This is a genomic window from Terrilactibacillus laevilacticus (assembly GCF_006517395.1).
In the GTDB taxonomy this organism is placed as follows: domain Bacteria; phylum Bacillota; class Bacilli; order Bacillales; family Sporolactobacillaceae; genus Terrilactibacillus; species Terrilactibacillus laevilacticus.
In genome coordinates, this window is sequence record NZ_VDCY01000003.1 from 158728 (window position 1) to 174922 (window position 16195).

At 38.0% G+C, this 16195-nt stretch carries 15 protein-coding genes; 3 read left to right on the plus strand and 12 right to left on the minus strand.

The window, feature by feature from the left end:
- Positions 1 to 251: 251 nt before the first annotated feature.
- From FG390_RS05695 to rpiB, 5 genes are read right to left on the minus strand one after another with little or no spacing between them, the layout of a single operon-like run.
- Positions 252 to 1364 carry an MDR/zinc-dependent alcohol dehydrogenase-like family protein gene (locus tag FG390_RS05695; protein WP_141190075.1) on the minus strand — a complete coding sequence of 371 codons (1113 nt, stop codon included), beginning with the start codon at positions 1362 to 1364 and terminating at the stop codon, positions 252 to 254.
- The gene (gene glpX, locus FG390_RS05700) at positions 1361 to 2377 is read right to left on the minus strand and encodes a class II fructose-bisphosphatase (RefSeq protein ID WP_246092714.1); all 1017 of its coding nucleotides are present in this window, start codon (positions 2375 to 2377) and stop codon (positions 1361 to 1363) included. Before glpX ends, FG390_RS05695 begins: the two co-directional genes overlap by 4 nt.
- Before the next feature lie 2 nt (positions 2378 to 2379).
- Positions 2380 to 3030 carry a dihydroxyacetone kinase subunit DhaL gene (gene dhaL, locus FG390_RS05705; protein WP_141190076.1) on the minus strand — a complete coding sequence of 217 codons (651 nt, stop codon included), beginning with the start codon at positions 3028 to 3030 and terminating at the stop codon, positions 2380 to 2382.
- An 11-nt stretch (positions 3031 to 3041) separates the two neighbouring features.
- The gene (locus FG390_RS05710) at positions 3042 to 4046 is read right to left on the minus strand and encodes a dihydroxyacetone kinase subunit DhaK (RefSeq protein WP_141190077.1); all 1005 of its coding nucleotides are present in this window, start codon (positions 4044 to 4046) and stop codon (positions 3042 to 3044) included.
- Entirely contained in the window at positions 4043 to 4507 is a 465-nt protein-coding gene (rpiB, locus tag FG390_RS05715) for a ribose 5-phosphate isomerase B (RefSeq protein WP_141190078.1), read from the minus strand. Before rpiB ends, FG390_RS05710 begins: the two co-directional genes overlap by 4 nt.
- Positions 4508 to 4742: 235 nt before the next feature.
- Between rpiB and FG390_RS05720 the strand changes: the two genes are divergently transcribed.
- The 3 genes from FG390_RS05720 to FG390_RS05730 all read left to right on the plus strand — a co-directional run bounded on the left by FG390_RS05720 (position 4743) and on the right by FG390_RS05730 (position 7443).
- On the plus strand, positions 4743 to 5525 hold the full coding sequence (locus FG390_RS05720; RefSeq protein ID WP_141190079.1) for a DeoR/GlpR family DNA-binding transcription regulator: 783 nt from the start codon (positions 4743 to 4745) through the stop codon (positions 5523 to 5525).
- A 364-nt stretch (positions 5526 to 5889) separates the two neighbouring features.
- Positions 5890 to 6180: an ArsR/SmtB family transcription factor gene (locus FG390_RS05725; protein WP_141190080.1), complete on the plus strand. Its 291-nt coding sequence runs from the start codon at positions 5890 to 5892 to the stop codon at positions 6178 to 6180.
- A 69-nt stretch (positions 6181 to 6249) separates the two neighbouring features.
- The gene (locus FG390_RS05730) at positions 6250 to 7443 is read left to right on the plus strand and encodes an MFS transporter (RefSeq protein ID WP_141190081.1); all 1194 of its coding nucleotides are present in this window, start codon (positions 6250 to 6252) and stop codon (positions 7441 to 7443) included.
- Positions 7444 to 7498: 55 nt separating this feature from the next.
- On the opposite strand, the gene hemL is transcribed toward FG390_RS05730, so the two are convergent.
- The 7 genes from hemL to lon form a co-directional block, all read right to left on the minus strand.
- On the minus strand, positions 7499 to 8791 hold the full coding sequence (hemL, locus tag FG390_RS05735) for a glutamate-1-semialdehyde 2,1-aminomutase (protein WP_373681534.1): 1293 nt from the start codon (positions 8789 to 8791) through the stop codon (positions 7499 to 7501).
- Positions 8792 to 8809: 18 nt separating this feature from the next.
- The gene (gene hemB, locus FG390_RS05740) at positions 8810 to 9790 is read right to left on the minus strand and encodes a porphobilinogen synthase (RefSeq protein WP_141190083.1); all 981 of its coding nucleotides are present in this window, start codon (positions 9788 to 9790) and stop codon (positions 8810 to 8812) included.
- Positions 9791 to 9792: 2 nt separating this feature from the next.
- Positions 9793 to 10602, minus strand: a complete 810-nt coding sequence (locus tag FG390_RS05745) for a uroporphyrinogen-III synthase (protein WP_141190084.1) — start codon at positions 10600 to 10602, stop codon at positions 9793 to 9795.
- 21 nt (positions 10603 to 10623) lie between these two features.
- On the minus strand, positions 10624 to 11547 hold the full coding sequence (hemC, locus tag FG390_RS05750; protein WP_141190085.1) for a hydroxymethylbilane synthase: 924 nt from the start codon (positions 11545 to 11547) through the stop codon (positions 10624 to 10626).
- 28 nt (positions 11548 to 11575) lie between these two features.
- Positions 11576 to 12925, minus strand: coding sequence for a glutamyl-tRNA reductase (hemA, locus tag FG390_RS05755; RefSeq protein WP_141190086.1), 1350 nt, complete (start codon positions 12923 to 12925; stop codon positions 11576 to 11578).
- A 315-nt stretch (positions 12926 to 13240) separates the two neighbouring features.
- Complete coding sequence (gene yihA, locus FG390_RS05760) at positions 13241 to 13831, minus strand: ribosome biogenesis GTP-binding protein YihA/YsxC (RefSeq protein ID WP_141190087.1); 591 nt, start codon at positions 13829 to 13831, stop codon at positions 13241 to 13243.
- Entirely contained in the window at positions 13821 to 16151 is a 2331-nt protein-coding gene (gene lon / locus FG390_RS05765; protein ID WP_141190088.1) for an endopeptidase La, read from the minus strand. Before lon ends, yihA begins: the two co-directional genes overlap by 11 nt.
- Positions 16152 to 16195: the final 44 nt, after the last annotated feature.

The window sequence follows — 16195 nt, forward strand, 5'->3', positions numbered from 1 at the left end:
AATTTTTAATCATAACACATCAAATAATGTAACATTGATCAATTTTAGTTACAAAATAGTATACCCACCATCTATAACTAAAACTTAACCAGTTTAAATGAGGCTGCATCAGACGCTAAAAAGAGAATTGCACCGCCTAATTCGTATGATTCACCCTCGACCAAGACCCACTTTCCCGCCCATGATTAGAGCTATTTTACCATCAAGTGTAAATAATCTTTTATAATCCAAGACATTTTTTTCCTAGAACATTACGGTATTAGAACAATTTTTAACGAATCTTTACCTGATTGCATCAGTTCAAATCCCTTTTTAAATTCTTCAAGAGGGAGTTTATGAGTCACGACACCATCAGTTGGTAAATCACCATTTGATATCCCATCAATAACAAGATTGTAGCAATAAGGCCCTAAATGAGATCCAAGTAGATCAAGCTCTTTGCGATCGCTTATTATACTCCAATCTACCGTAACTGGATCTTTGAAAACGCTAAATTCAACAAACCGGCCTAATTTTCTAATCATACTGAGTCCTTGTTCTACAGAAGCTGGGTGACCTGTTGCTTCAATATAAATATCACATCCATATCCTTCCGTCATAGATTTAATTTCTTTTACAACATCCACTTTTTTAGGATTTAAGACAATATCTGCTCCAAATCTTTTTGCAAGTTCTAATCGCTTGTCATTCAAATCCAAAACAACAAGGGTTCCAGCGCCTGCCTTTTTAGCAGCTCCCACCATACCTAAACCAAGTGTTCCAGCCCCCGATAGTACGACAAAGTCTCCTAATTGAATTTGTGCACGTTGAACAGCATGAAGCGAACATGCATATGGTTCAATTAAAATAGCTTTTTCAATTGGCAAATCGTCAGGAACATGATAATTTATGCCTTCTTTAGTGAATTTCATGTATTCAGCCATGCCACCATTTACATTATTTTGGAATCCATATAAATCGTGTTTTTCGCACATCCAGTATTGTCCACGCTTACAGAATCGACATTTTTCACACGGAACAATTTGTTCAGATATAACACGATCGCCAATTTTGAAACCTTCAACATCATCTCCCATAGCGACAATATGCCCAATAAACTCATGACCAGGTATCATAGGTGCTTTAATATATGCAGGTTGACTTTCGTCTCCCCAGAAACTTGGTGCCCCGCCATAAGCCTTTACATCACCAGCACATATCCCACAAGCTTCTACCTTTATGATAATTTCCTTTCCATTCTCTATTTTAGGTGTATCTACTTCAACTAATTGATAATCGCCTGGTTTATAAGCCATAACCGCTTTCATAGTTTTGGGTATGATAGGTTGATTCTCTGTATTTAATAGATTTTCATTAATACTCATTTTGTTTCCTCCTCAATAAATTGTTTAAAATAGACCTTCTTAATTTCATCTTTAAGATGAAAAGATTCAACAAACTGATATGTTGGTCGATCACTTGATCTTCTAGAGGCAATTAACAACGAATGTGTGATCAACTTACCTTTTTCTTCATGTACCCCTTTTAATAAGCGTCCATTTGTTATCCCTGTCATGGCAAAATAACAATTTCCATCTCTTACAATGTCATTTATTCTCAGCGATCGATGCGGTTCAGTTATGCCCATTTTTAAACAACGTTTGTACTCAGCTGTACTAGATAGAATCAATTGAGCTTGAAAATCACCCCCTAAACATTTAATTGCCGTTGCAGCAATAACTCCTTCAGGTGCACCTCCGATTCCTACAAAAAGATCAACCTTTTCACGGTATAATGAAGGACTTATCGCACCAATAATATCCACATCCGAAAAGAGTGTCACTTTTGCGCCATTACTCCTTATTTCTTGTATGAGGTCTTTATGGCGGTCACGATCTTGTACCATAACGTGAAGATCTGACAACGGCTTACCAAGTTTGTTAGCAACCGCTTTCATATTAAATGTCAATGACTTATCTATATCAATGACAGGTCCCACTTTAGGTCCGACGGCTATTTTTTTCATATACATATCAGGTGCGTGTAGGAGCGCTCCTCTATCTGATGCAGCAATGACCGTAACTGCATCACCATCTCCCGCTGCAACATTCGTTGTTCCATCAATTGGATCTACAGCTATATCTAATGTTTTGCCTTTACCCGTCCCTACTTTTTCTCCAATAAATAACATTGGGGCTTCATCCATTTCCCCTTCACCGATGACAATTCTACCATCGATATCCATTTGATTTAATAACAAACGCATCGTATCGGTACTCGCTTTATCTGCGTTATTTTTGTCTCCTTTTCCGATATATGGATAAGTTGAAAGAGCCGCATGTTGCGTGATATTTAGTAAATCAGATTGAATATGCCTCATTTCTATCTTCATTTTCATGACTAAATTCCTCGTTTTGAATTTAACGACGTTAAAAAAGTATTTAGTAAGAGATAAGCCGAGGCAGCACCTGGATCAATGACCCCAAGTGAACGTTGCCCCAAACGACTTGATCTACCTTTACGAGATAAGAGTTCTTGTGTCGATTCCATACCCATTCGCCCCGCATCAACGGCATATTGAAAGGCTTCTATAAAATTACCTGTTTTCTCAAACTCTTCTTTAAGTATATTTGCAGCTGGCTCTAATGTATCTACCATTGTCTTGTCACCTACTTTTGCCATTCCTCTTTCTTTAACACCATCAACAAAAGCAAGCCAGAATTTAGTTAGCGATTCATCATCTAATGTTCGTTTATTCTTTATCACCTTTGCCCCTTTAAGAAACCCTGTAGCATATAATGGACCTACGGATGAACCAACCGCACTAAGAAATGTTCTAGCCACAACAATACATATCTTAGAACAATCTTCTTCATCAAGGAGTTCATGGTCTAGCTTATCCTTTACTGCTTGAAATCCTATGGACATTGTTACACCATGATCACCATCGCCTAATTTTCTATCAAGCTCTGATAAATGATCTTTCTCTTTTTCTATCATTTCAACTACCTGTTGAAAATAGTTTATAAGATTCCTAGAATCAATGTTCATTTCCATTCCTCCTATTTTTGAACAAACATGGCACAATCCGCAGGGTGATCTATCATTGTTGTCAATTCATCATCCAGTTTCATTAATGAAACAGAACATCCTCCCATTTCAAGTGACGTTAAATAATTTCCAACATATGAACGATAAATAATAATACCTTGGTCCTCAAGAATTTTGGCTACACTACGGAACATGATATAAAGCTCCATTTGAGGCGTAGATCCAAGTCCATTTACCAATACAGCGACTTTTTCCCCTCTTGAAATCGGCATATCTGCCAATATATGTTCCATAAGTTCGTTTACAATTGACTCTGCAGGACGGATCTCTCCTTTATAAAGACCTGGTTCACCATGAACCCCTAAACCAATTTCCATCTCATGATCAGCTAATTCAAAACTAGGTTCACCAGTTTGTGGCAAGGAACATGGAGACAATCCAACCCCCATTGAACGTGTTGAATCATTGGCTTTATTTGCAATTCTTACTACATGATCCAAACTATAACCTAAATCGGCTGCTGCCCCTGCTGCTTTATATACAAAAAAACTTCCGGCTATCCCTCTCCTCTCTTCCAACCTATCTTTAGGTGCTGAAACAACGTCATCGGTTACTCTTACTGTCTCAACACGTATATCTGCTTCTAGATCGGCTAAATCAGCAGCCATGCCAAAATTCATAATATCTCCTTGATAATTACCGTATAAATAAATAACTCCTGCACCTTTATCAATTTCCTTCGTAATATCTAAAATCGGATCTGGAGGCGGTGATGCAAAAATATTTCCGACAGGAACTCCATCAGCAAATCCAGTTCCAATGTAGCCCATAAAACCTGGCTCATGCCCGGCCCCTCCACCTATAATGACACCTACTTTATTTTCTTTAGTTTCTTTAGCTGTCACAAGTGCACGAAGATTTTCTCCAACAGTCTTTATATAATTTGGATAAGCTTTTACGTAACCCTCAATCATCTCATCTACTGCTTTGATTGGATTATTGACTAGTTTCTTCATCTTTTAATCCCCCCATTTAAAAATTCAGCTTCTTTTTCATTTATTTTTTGAACTTTATGAGCAGAACGTCCACCTTCATAATGGGAATTTAAATAGGCTTCAACCACTTTTTTAGCATGTTCAATACCAATAACCTGAGCCCCCATCGTTAAGATTTGGGCATTGTTACTTTTTTGTGCTCTTTCAGCAGAATAAACATCATGACATAAAGCCGCTCGAATCCCAGGTACTTTATTTGCTGCAATATTAACACCGATTCCAGTACCGCAAATTAGAATACCTCGTTCAAAGTTCCCATCAGCAACAGCTTGTGCGACCTTAAAAGCGACATCCGGATAATCAACAGATTCACAAGCATGACACCCATAGTCAATAACGTCATAGTTTTGTTCGATGAGTAAAGTCTTTATCTCCTCTTTCATTTCAAGTGCATTGTGGTCACACCCAATAGCTAACTTCACTCTTATTCAACTCCCTTTTCAATTAAATATTCCGAATACACGATAAATAGTAAACGCTTTCAGAGGAAATGTCAATAAAAATGTTTTCATTTGTTTTCATTTAGTTATTTTTAATGTTATTTTATTTTCATTTATTTTCTTTATAACTTCTATTTCATTTTCTTTTTTTATTATTTGATAAAAAATATTTTTTAAAATACAATAATATAAACTCTCCAAATGAAGGTGAAGTCCGATGAAAAAAATGTTTGTCGCTGAAAGGCGTAAGAATATATTAGACATTCTTAACCAAAAACAACGAATCACTGTAAAAGAACTCTCTAAGTTACTGACTGTTTCAGAAGCTACACTTCGATCTGATCTAAATAAAATGGAACAACAAGGTTTATTGAAAAGAACATTTGGGGGAGCTGTCCTAAATGATTACTCAGAAAGTGGTACAAGTTTTTCGACTCGAGCAAACCGTTATAAAGAAGAAAAAATAAGAATTGCTCAATGTGCATTGTCTCTTATTGAACATGGTCAATGCCTGCTCATTGATGCAAGTTCAACTGGATTAGAATTAGCCCGTTTACTTAAAAATGAAAATAAACGTCTAACTATCATAACGAATGGAATCTACACTGCGATGGAATTAAGCGAGAATCCCGAAATAACCGTAATTCTTATTGGTGGTCTTGTGTCAAAAGGTTCAAGTTCAATAAAAGGAACATTAGGTGTTAATGTCCTAAACAACATACATGTTGATATGATGTTTACATCTGGAAATGGCTTTACAAAAGAATCTGGCTTAACAGACTTTAATTACTATGAAGTAGAATTAAAAAGGGAGATGGTAAAGCGTTCTGATCGCATTATTGCACTTGTGGATCATTCAAAGTTGGGAAGAAATTCGATTGCTTCATTTGTTAAACCTGAAGATATCGATATATTTATTTCTGATCAATCTGTCGAAAAATCACTAGAATCTTTTTTTCTTAAACATAATATTACTTTTATTGGTGGAAGCATCCTATAACTTAATTGTTATAGAGGAGGTTCAAAAAGTCACCAAATGATAAGCTACGAATCTCGGCGCCCGCTTGTTTTTTCGGTCCTCATGTAGTAGTGGATACAAGAGGATCGCTGGCTAAAATCGCTCACGCTGGCGCCTGAAGCCACCACAACGCGAGGAATGCCGGTCCTAAGAAAAACTTGCCCGCTCTTTGCCTCCGACGCCCAGGACGGGCTAGTACTGGCGTTTCTTGCAGGATTCTAGCGTACTTAGCCAGTAACCCTTTTCATTTGTCACCTTTTTGAACACGCACTTATAGCTGGGGATTTTTTTATATCCTAGAGGCCTTTTACTTGTCAAAATGAATTTCTTACTGTACGATAGTTCCATGAATATTAAACTAAAAAATGAAGATGAATTCAGAGTACAAATTTTTAAAGCCTTGGCTGATGAAACACGATTGGAAATTGTCCGTTTGTTAAGAGATTCGAAAAAAGAACTAAGTTGTGGTGAAATCGGTGACCGTGTTGATATGTCTAAATCAACCGTTTCCTATCATTTTAAAACGCTTCGTGAAGCGGGATTAACGACAACAAGAAAAGATGCTCGTACAAAATATGTACAGCTACGGATGGAAACATTTGAACACTATTTACCCGGATTCTTGGATTCATTATGAGTCCAAGAAAAATATTATCTCATAGTTCGATAATATTAAAACTATAAAATCAAAAGGAGTTAAATTACTATGAGAAAAATCTCAGTTTTATTCTTTTTCATCACATTTGTCATAGGCACCGATACTTTTTTGATTTCGCCGCTATTACCTACACTAAGACATACATATCATATCTCAGCGGATATTTCAGGTTGGCTAGTGAGTGCCTATGCATTAGGTTATGTCTGTTTTGCTCTTATCGCGGGGCCAATTTCAGATGGCATTGATCGAAAAAAAATCATGATTTATGGATTGATGGCTTTTGTTATATCTACTTTTCTATGTGGTCTAGCTCCAAACTTTTGGTCAATGGTTATTTTCCGATTCATCGCAGGTATTAGTGCCTCGTTTGTGACACCACAAGTATGGGCATCAATCCCCCATCTTGTTAAGAAAGAGAACATTGTCCGATCAATGGGTTATGCCACAGCGGGTCTCTCGATATCCCAAGTGATTGGGGTACCGATAGGAAGCTATCTTGCCGTTTCATCTTGGCGCATCCCCTTCTTTTCGATTGCAGGCGCTGCCTTCATTTTATTATTTACGATCATATTCATGCTTCCGTCAATTCCGTCTGTCAGACAAGGAGAAAAACAATCCCTTGTATCGACATATACCCAACTGTTCGTTGCACCTAGAGCAACAAAGTACTTTATGGCTTACTTCTTGTTTCAATTAGGAAATTTCGCTTCTTTTTCATTTATTGGATCTTGGTTTACGAAAGATTTTTCGCTTGGCGTTGCAGAAATCGGGACAGCGATGTTTGCACTTGGAGTTGGAAATACCATTGGGTCACTATTCGGCAGTTCAGTTGTCAAAAAATTAGGTGAGGCAAAATCACTCTTTGTATCATTAGTCATCTTAATTGTCCTATATGCGGTTTTGCCCTTTTCACCCAATTTAATAACGGCAGAAATCGTTTTAACCCTTGTCTTTTTAATTGGTGGTTTCGTTTTTCCTGTCTTTATGAGTACGATGCAAAGTTTATCCACCACTGCTCGAGGGACTATTTCAGCATTATCTAGTGCCACCATGTATTTTGGAACAACAATAGGAGGTATTTTAGGCGGAATTTTATTAAATCATGTTTCAGGGTTCATCGGTGTCGCCTGGTTTACGACTATTTTGTACATCTTTTCACTTTTCGTCTATCGTTCAAGTGGATTGTTTCAAGGAACCCCAAAACCGATCGATCACCATAAAATGAAAGAAAATACCCACTAATAGATTTACCGGCATAAAATAGGCACCCTCAGTTTTATTAGAGGGTGCCTATAATTTATTCTGTTTCTCGTATTGATTTAAAAGCTTTTTCAGCAGCTTGTATCGTTAATTCAATATCATCCATTGAATGTTCAGTTGATAGGAACAATCCTTCAAATTGTGATGGAGGAATGGAAATTCCTTGTTCAATCATGGATTTAAAATAAGTTTTAAAATAATCCAGGTTTGCCGTTTTTGCAGCCTTATAGTTAATGACATTTTCGTTTGTAAAGAAGATACCGATCATGGAACCTGCTTGATTAACGGTAAGGGGAATGTCGTATTTTCTCGCCGCTTCATAATATCCTTCCGCTAATCTATCGGCTTTTTGTCTAAATAACAGGTCATCTTCAGGTTTAAGTTGAGACAGTGTCATATATCCCGCTGCCATCGCTAATGGATTACCCGACAAGGTACCGGCTTGATAAATGGGACCATCTGGGGCGATGTTCTCCATAATTTCTCTCTTTCCGCCGTAAGCCCCTACTGGTAGACCACCACCGATGACTTTTCCAAGGCATGTTAGATCAGGAGTGATGTTATAGTAACCTTGGGCGCAGTGGTAAGCGACACGAAAACCTGTCATCACTTCATCAAAAATAAGAAGGGCGCCATGGGTTTCCGTTAATTCCCTAAGTGTCTCAAGAAATCCTGGAATCGGTGGGACAACCCCCATATTCCCTGCAACAGGCTCAACAATGACACCAGCGATTTGATCTCCATATTTTTCAAAAATAGTTCTAACTTCATCAATTCCATTGTAAGGTGCGGTTAATGTATTTTGAGCAATTCCTATAGGAACGCCAGGACTATCTGGTAAACCGAGTGTCGCAACACCAGAACCCGCTTTAATGAGGAGAGAATCACCATGACCATGGTAACTTCCTTCAAATTTCAAAATAAGATCTCGGCCAGTATAGCCTCTTGCTAATCGAAGCGCACTCATCGTTGCCTCTGTTCCAGAGTTCACCATACGTACAACTTCCACAGAAGGAACACGATCGATGACAAGCTTTGCAAGCTCCGTTTCATATTTGTGCGGGGTACCAAAGCTTGTCCCTTTTTCAGCGGTTTCTTTTATAATAGACACGACTTTATCGTTAGCATGCCCTAAAATGAGGGGACCCCAGGATAGAACGTAGTCGATATATTCGTTGCCATCAATGTCTGTCACTCTTGAACCTTTTCCTTTTTCCATGAAAATTGGATTCATATCAACAGATCGAAAGGCACGGACAGGACTATTTACGCCACCTGGCATCAGCGGCCTCGCTTCTTTAAATGCCTCAATTGATTTAGAAAAATTCATGATGATCTCCTTTCGCTATTAGTCATTTAACCATCTTACCGCATCTTTAGCATGATACGTAATAATTAAATCACTGCCTGCACGCTTCATCCCAATTAACGACTCTAACACGACACGCTTTTCATCAATCCAGCCGTTCAATGCAGCAGCTTTGACCATGGCATATTCACCACTCACATTATAAGCCACAATTGGACAATTGAAACGATCTCTCACATCTCGAATAATATCAAGATATGGTAGGGCTGGCTTCACAATCAAGAAATCGGCTCCTTCTTCAATGTCTGATGTGGCTTCGCGAAAGGCTTCAAGGCGATTGGCTGGATCCATTTGATACGTTTTACGATCTCCAAATTGTGGTGCACTTTCTGCCGCATCGCGGAAGGGACCGAAAAAGGCCGAGGCATATTTTACCGCATAAGACATAATGGGGATATGTGTGTATCCTGCTTCATCTAATGCACGGCGGATGGCAAGAACAAAACCATCCATCATATTAGAAGGGGCGATAATATCAGCTCCAGCTTCGGCTTGTGATACGGCCGTTTGTTGTAGTAAGACTAAGCTTTCATCGTTATCAACATCCCCATCTTTGACGATACCACAATGTCCGTGATCCGTATATTCACACAGACACGTATCCGCAATAACAACTAAATCTGGGTAATTTTTTTTAGCCAGACGAATCGCTTCCTGAACAATACCGTGTTCATGATAAGCCCCTGTTCCAACCGCATCTTTATCTTTTGGCACACCGAAAAACATGACAGATGGAATTTCAAGTGCCGTGATCTCATCTAATTCTTCATGAACTCGATCTAGGGAGTACTGAAAAACATTTGGCATAGAAGGAATCTCTTTTTTATAATTAGACTCCCCTTCAACTACGAAAATGGGATAGATAAAATCAGATGGTGATAGGGATGTTTCACGAACCATTTTTCTTATTGTTGAATTTTGACGTAACCGACGATGACGGTCAAATTGTAATTCTGACATTTTCATTCCTCCATATAATATTGGCAAACAGCATCAATCATGGTATTTGTTGTATATTTTTTTGGCACAATGATGGGGGCCAATCCATATTTTTTAGCTACGGCTGCGGTTTTTGATCCAATGCAAGCATAAATAACACGTGCCGAAAACTTATCAAGATTTAATTCTTGAACCATTTGCACAAAAAAAGTCACCGCTGACGAACTAGCTAACGTCACAACATCGACAACCTTTCGATGAAAACAATCTCGAAGTAACTGTTTAGATGCCTCATTTTTGACCGTATGATAGATTGTTTTTGATTTAATTTGATAACCTTTTTTGCGCAAATCTTGAATCCATTGTTGATTGGCCATTTGACTCACCGGAATAAAAAAAGAGGTTTCTTGGCCATTCACTTCTTGAAGAATTTGTTCATATAAGGCTCGACTCGTAAACCTCTTGGGTGATAGATCCGGTTCTAGTCCAAATGATTTAAGATATGCCGCCGTTTTATCTCCAACAACAGCGATGTGTTTATCTTCCAAAATACTTAAGTTAGGCACTAATTCGATAAAAAAATGAAAGGCATTTTGACTCGTAAAAATAACCCATGTTGCTTGTTCCACATCGGCCAGAAGTTCTTCTTTTTCTTTAGGTGAAAAAGAGACAGGGGTATAGCTTATCAGCGGAACTTGGATGCATGTTCCACCGTAGTCATGAATTCTTTTGCACATACTTTGCGATTGCTTTTTCTCTCTAGTCACGATAATACGTTTACCTTTAAGAACTTGATTGATCGCATAAGTTTCACATAGGTTGGAATTCGTCATCTGCCTCTCATCCTTTATCTATCAATATCCTTCACGAAAAGGAGCAATCAACTTTTCAGCTCCTTGGGCTAATAATATGTCTGCTAGTATTAATCCGATGGACTCCGGCTTTTCACCTTTCACAATTTCTTTTAAAATCGTTTTTCCATCGGGTGAACCAACTAATCCCGTGAGTGTATAAACACCCTCTTTTTCTGTACAATGAGCTGCAATTGGGACTTGACAACCCCCATTTAATTTTCTTAAAAATGCACGCTCAGCTTCTACAGTAGCTGCCGTTTGTGTATCATGAATCTCTTTTAATACTTCAATTAATTCATGATCATCTTCTCGGCATTCAATGGCAAGAGCTCCTTGACCAACAGCTGGTACAGAGAGGTCGTCCGATAGATACTCCGTTACCACCTTTTGTGACCAACCCATCCTGTTCAATCCAGCAGCAGCGAGAATAATTGCGTCATATCCATCTTCTTTTAACTTTCTTAAACGTGTGTCAATATTGCCTCTTAGTGATCGAATGGTCAGATCCGGTCTTTCGTGTAAGATTTGTGCAGCTCTCCTTAAGCTACTTGTCCCAATGACAGCCCCTTCCTTTAAATCACGGAAACCGATATGATCATTTGAAATCAATGCATCTCGGCAATCTTCTCTAACAGGAATACCGGCTAATTTCAAACCCGGCGGTAGTTCACTCGGCATATCTTTCATACTATGAACGGCAAAATCAATGTCTTTATTTAATAAAGCAGATTCGATTTCTTTTACAAATAAACCTTTCCCACCTACTTTTGACAAAGTGACATCTAATATACGATCGCCTTTTGTCACGATATGCTCAACAGAATAAGTAAAACGAGCGGATGTTTTTTTTAATTGATCAATAACCCATTCTGTTTGTGTTAGAGCAAGTTTACTTTTTCTTGATCCAACGTGGATGTTCCTCATGCTATCTCACCTTCAATCTGCTCGTGTATCATTTAATCGGAATCGACGGATATGAACCATCTTTATTTTTATCTTGATGAACTTGTGATTTCATTGATTTTTCATCTTCCTGATCAAGTTCAATTTGAAAAAGATCTTTGAAAAATTGAAATGCATACTCAGCGTCCTCTTGTCCGGCACTTTCTTTTATTTTCTGGATAGGGTCTCTGAGCAATTGATTAATAATACTTTTTGTATGTTTTCGAATCACTTTCTTTTCTCTGTCAGTTAAGCTTGGTATTTTTCTCTCAATACTGCTTACCGTTTCAGATTGAATTGAAAGAGCTTTTTTTCTCAATGCTGTAATTAATGGAACAACACCTAATGTTTGCATCCACTGGCAATATACATCTGTTTGCTCATGTATTATCTTCTTAACATCATAAGCTAAGCGCATCCGCTCTTCCGCATTCTGTCGACTCTGACTTTCTAACTTATCAATATCAAAGAGATATACATGGGATAAGCGTTGAACTTTTGGATGAACATCTCGAGGAACGGCCATATCAATAATAAAAAGTGGTTTTTCAGCCCTTTTTTTCATGATCGTCTCCATGGTATTTATATCAATTACATAATTCCTAGAACTTGTTGATGTAATAACAATGTCTGTTTGTACTAATAAATCATTCAGTTCCGTCATCCTTTTGGCTTCTGCATCAAACCGATCAGCTAGTCTTTTCGCTTTTTCATACGTTCGATTAACTATGGTGATATGTCTTCCACCAATGGCTTTTAAATGTTTTAAGGCTAAATCACTCATCTTTCCAGCCCCAACAATGAGAATATGCCGATCCTCAAAATTCGAAATATGTTGTTTAAGCATTTCTACTGCGATATAACTAATTGAAAGTGGTGTATCATTTATGCCTGTTTCCGACTGTGCTCGTTTGGCGACTGTGATGGCTTCTCTAAATAGTTGATTAAAAAAAGTTCCCGTTGTTTCATAGTCTTGGGCAAGCAAAAAGCTATCACGGATTTGACCAAGAATTTGCGTTTCTCCAAGTACCATTGAATCTAATCCACAGGCAACATGAAAAAGATGCTCAATGGCATCATGATTTTCTTTAATATAAATATAAGGAAGAAAGTCTTCTTTATCAATGTCAAACCAATCTGAGATAAAACTTTTTGTGAAATGAATTCCTGTATGCCGTTGATCACTAACCACATAAATTTCTGTCCGGTTGCATGTCGAAACGATGACATCTTCAAAGATACTCTTCGTATTCCTGAGTTTTGTCAACGCATCAGGCAGTGTTTGTTCATCAAATGCTATTTTTTCCCTTATTTCGACAGGGGCGGTGCGATGATTAACACCAATAACAAGAATATGCATTTTTACCCTCCCCTGATTAATATCTTTTCATTATTTACATAATATCCATCATTCATGCTCTTAAATCATACATCATTGTTTAGATTAGAATAATTATTACTTAATCAACTTTAGCAAAGAAATAAGGTAAAATCAAAAACTTAAGCTAGCTTGTCGCAAATATTTAATAAAAAGTTCACAAAATGTACATATATGAGTTAATGTGTTATATGAGCTGAACGTTTCTTGTCGGTGATTGTGTAGACAATCTTTAAAAGATATCGTCATTCAATAGAAACTCGCCTATCTACATGAAAAAACATCTAAACCTATGGCTTAGACGTTTTTCATGTAGTATTGAAGCGTTTTCCACAAGGTGTCTTTTCCTTGTCCTGTAAAAGACGAAAAAAGAATGAATGGATCATCTGATGTCAGCCGTAGATCTTTGGCAATGACACGTTTGTGTTTTTCTTGTTTGCCTTTTGATATTTTATCTGCTTTGGTTGCTACGGTAATTGTTGGGTGACCAAAGTACATCAAATATTCATGCATATGAATATCCTCTTTGGAAGGCGGGTGCCGTAAATCAACGAGTTGAACAATGGCTTTTAATGGTTGATTGGCTTGAAAATACGTATCCAGCATCGTTCCCCAAGCTTCCTTTTCTTTCTTTGACACTTTGGCATACCCATAGCCAGGGACATCTACAAAATAAAAAGCATCATTGATTTTATAATAATTTAATGTTTGCGTTTTACCTGGTCTTTGGGATGTTCGCGCTAAGTTTTTTCGATTTAAAAGTGTATTTATTAATGATGACTTGCCAACATTAGAACGCCCGGCAAGTGCTATCTCGGGCAGTCCATCAGTTGGATATTGCTTTGGACTTACTGCACTAATAATAAATTCTGATGAATTAATCTTCATTTGACACATCCTTTAGTGCATATTTTAGCACTTCATCCAGATGACTAACAGGAATAAATTTCAAATCTTGACGTACACTTTCCGGAATGTCTTGAAGATCTCTTTCGTTGTCTTTTGGGAATATGATGGTTTTTAGCCCTGCACGGTGAGCACCAAGAGATTTTTCTTTTAAGCCACCAATAGGCAAGACACGTCCTCTTAACGTAATTTCGCCAGTCATTCCAACTTCTCTTCTTACTGGTCGATTGGTCAAAGCGGATATTAAAGCCGTCGCCATTGTAATTCCAGCTGATGGCCCGTCTTTTGGTGTTGCACCTTCGGGAACGTGGATATGAATATCACGAGTTTCATGAAAATCTTCAGCAATGTGCAATTCCTCGGCATGTGATCGAATATAACTAAAAGCAGCTTGTGCCGATTCTTTCATGACATCGCCTAATTTCCCAGTCAAAATTAATTTTCCTTTTCCTGGAGATAGCGAAACCTCGATAGACAGCGTTTCTCCCCCAACCGAAGTGTAAGCAAGTCCAGTTGCTGTACCGATTTGATCCCTCAACTCAGCAACGCCATGCCTAAATATTGGTTTGCCGAGAAAATTCTCTAACGTATTTAACGTTATAGTGACACTTTTCTGTTCACCTGATACAATTCGTTTTGCTGCTTTTCGGCAAATTTTGGCGAGTAAACGATCGAGACTTCTGACTCCTGCTTCTCTTGTATATTGACTTATTAACGTTTTCATGGATTCCGGCTGAATTTTTAACTGACTTTTTTTCAAACCATGTGCCTTTAACTGCCTTGGAAAAAGATGTTCTAACGCAATATGTTGTTTCTCTTCCTCTGTATAGCCAGATATATTGATGATCTCCATCCGATCAAGGAGTGGCCCAGGAATGGTTCCGATATTATTTGCTGTTGTTACGAACATGACGTTGCGTAAATCATAGGGTTCTTCTAAATAGTGATCACTAAAGTTGCCATTTTGTTCAGGGTCCAAAACCTCTAACATCGCCGCAGATGGATCGCCGCGAAAATCATTGGACATTTTATCAATTTCATCCAATAAAAAAACAGGATTAATGGTGCCAGCTTTTTTCATCCCTTGGATAATACGCCCCGGCATCGCTCCTACATACGTGCGCCTATGTCCTCTAATTTCTGCTTCATCTCTCACGCCGCCAAGAGATATTCTGACAAAATGACGATTTAGCGACTTAGCAATAGATTTAGCTAATGATGTTTTACCAACACCTGGAGGACCGGCTAAGCATAAAATAGGTCCTTTTAATGATTGGGTTAACTTTTGTACAGCTAAGTACTCAAGAACACGTTCCTTGACTTTATCCAAACCATAGTGAGCTTCGTCTAGATATTCTTTTGCACGTTCTAAATCAATAACATCTTCTGTTTTTTCGGACCAAGGAAGCTGAAGAAACCAATCTATATAGGTACGTATAATGCCACTTTCTTGTGACGTTGGCGGCAATTTTTCATACCTCGAAATTTCTTTTAATGCCTTTTCTTTAACAGATTCCGGCATTGCAGACTTCTCGATTTGAGATCTTAAGGATTCCACTTCACCTTCGCGTCCTTCTCGCTCACCAAGTTCTTTTTGGATAGCCTTCATTTGTTCACGCAAGTAGTACTCTTTCTGCGTCCGCTCCATGGACTTTTTCACTTGCTGCCCAATTTTTTTCTCGAGACTAAGAATTTCTTGTTCATCGGCAAGCAACGATATTAATTTATTTAATCGTTCTTTAACATCGACAGTTTCTAATAAGGCTTGTTTTTCCTTGATTTTAAGTGATAAATGAGAAGCAACCATATCAGCAAACCGGCCAGGTTCTTCTATATCTGCCACTGCAGCATAAGTTTCTGGTGTTACTTTATTTGAAAGTTGAATATAATCATTAAATTGATCAAGTGTTCTTCGCATTAATGCTTTTGTTTCTATATCTTGTGTATCTTCATCTTCTAAAACGTCCGCACTTACTTCAAAGAAATCATCCGTATCCGTAAATGAAGTAATCCGCGCACGTTTTTCACCTTCAACTAAAATTCGAATGGTTCCATTTGGCAGCTTTAACATCTGCTTAACCAAAGCAATGGTACCCACTTCATAAATATCTGATTGCTCAGGCTCTTCCAGTCCAACATCTTTTTGAGCAGAAAGTAAGATACGATGGTCGTCCTTCATAACTTTCTCAAGAGCTTCTACAGACTTTTCTCGTCCAACATCCAAGTGTAAAACGACTGATGGATATATGAGTAGACCACGCAATGGAAGAAGTGGGAGCATTACATTCTTATTCTCAGTCATAAAACCTTCACCTCCACAACTTAACCTCTGTACAATTCTATCTT

Bases quoted from the DNA above. Each gene is read 5' to 3' on its own strand.
- hemA (WP_141190086.1), bottom strand. From the start codon at position 12,925: ATGCATATTCTTGTTATTGGTGTTAATCATCGCACCGCCCCTGTCGAA.
- FG390_RS05725 (WP_141190080.1), top strand. From the start codon at position 5,890: ATGAATATTAAACTAAAAAATGAAGATGAATTCAGAGTACAAATTTTT.
- FG390_RS05730 (WP_141190081.1), top strand. From the start codon at position 6,250: ATGAGAAAAATCTCAGTTTTATTCTTTTTCATCACATTTGTCATAGGC.
- glpX (WP_246092714.1), bottom strand. From the start codon at position 2,377: ATGAAAATGAAGATAGAAATGAGGCATATTCAATCTGATTTACTAAAT.
- FG390_RS05720 (WP_141190079.1), top strand. From the start codon at position 4,743: ATGAAAAAAATGTTTGTCGCTGAAAGGCGTAAGAATATATTAGACATT.
- yihA (WP_141190087.1), bottom strand. From the start codon at position 13,831: ATGAAGATTAATTCATCAGAATTTATTATTAGTGCAGTAAGTCCAAAG.
- dhaL (WP_141190076.1), bottom strand. From the start codon at position 3,030: ATGAACATTGATTCTAGGAATCTTATAAACTATTTTCAACAGGTAGTT.
- hemL (WP_373681534.1), bottom strand. From the start codon at position 8,791: ATGAATTTTTCTAAATCAATTGAGGCATTTAAAGAAGCGAGGCCGCTG.
- FG390_RS05710 (WP_141190077.1), bottom strand. From the start codon at position 4,046: ATGAAGAAACTAGTCAATAATCCAATCAAAGCAGTAGATGAGATGATT.
- hemC (WP_141190085.1), bottom strand. From the start codon at position 11,547: ATGAGGAACATCCACGTTGGATCAAGAAAAAGTAAACTTGCTCTAACA.
- FG390_RS05745 (WP_141190084.1), bottom strand. From the start codon at position 10,602: ATGACGAATTCCAACCTATGTGAAACTTATGCGATCAATCAAGTTCTT.
- hemB (WP_141190083.1), bottom strand. From the start codon at position 9,790: ATGTCAGAATTACAATTTGACCGTCATCGTCGGTTACGTCAAAATTCA.
- FG390_RS05695 (WP_141190075.1), bottom strand. From the start codon at position 1,364: ATGAGTATTAATGAAAATCTATTAAATACAGAGAATCAACCTATCATA.
- lon (WP_141190088.1), bottom strand. From the start codon at position 16,151: ATGACTGAGAATAAGAATGTAATGCTCCCACTTCTTCCATTGCGTGGT.